1 protein-coding gene is annotated in these 514 nt (G+C 35.0%); it reads left to right on the top strand.

Going from position 1 to position 514, the window contains the following annotated elements:
* Window positions 1–6 precede the first annotated feature (6 nt).
* Window positions 7–126 carry an aminopeptidase gene (locus M3210_RS20540; protein WP_285853912.1) on the top strand — a complete coding sequence of 40 codons (120 nt, stop codon included), beginning with the start codon at window positions 7–9 and terminating at the stop codon, window positions 124–126.
* The last annotated feature ends 388 nt before the right edge of the window (window positions 127–514 follow it).

Here is a 514-nt window from a genome sequence, read left to right as displayed (position 1 = left end):
GCGGGTCTGAATACTTCACTTTTGTTAGTCAATGTGACCTTTGGTACCGAAGATATGAAAGTAGTGGGCATTAAAGAAGGTGGAACTGAAGTCCCGCTAATGAAGGATGGGGATTTCCAATTCTAAAACGTCTACAACTTAAAAACAGAGAAAACTGATCTTTGGTGGATTATACTTAGTGCTAGTTATAATGACGACGAACTGGGTTGCATACCTGTAGCCAATGAAGATTATGGGTTATTTTTGTGAAAGAATGTACTTAAACAAAACCAGCTAATAGTTGTCAATATTTTTCTCTAAAAAACTTAAATTAATTGTGATATACTTATTTTGCACATGCCAAATAACCCTCCTGAATTCTTTAATTGGAAGGCTTTGGAGTATTTAGTTAAGTTAACTAGTTACGCAATATCTTGGAAGGTAGAGTTGCTTTTCAATATGGCGTAAATCCAATGTAATAGTTTATTGGCACACGCAATTATCGCTACTTTATAAGGCTTTCCTTCTTCTCGTT

It is taken from the genome of Oceanobacillus luteolus (assembly GCF_023715655.1).
Lineage (GTDB): Bacteria > Bacillota > Bacilli > Bacillales > Amphibacillaceae > Oceanobacillus > Oceanobacillus luteolus.
Note: the sequence above shows the minus strand (reverse complement) of the source record. Positions and strands in the feature narration are given on the sequence as shown.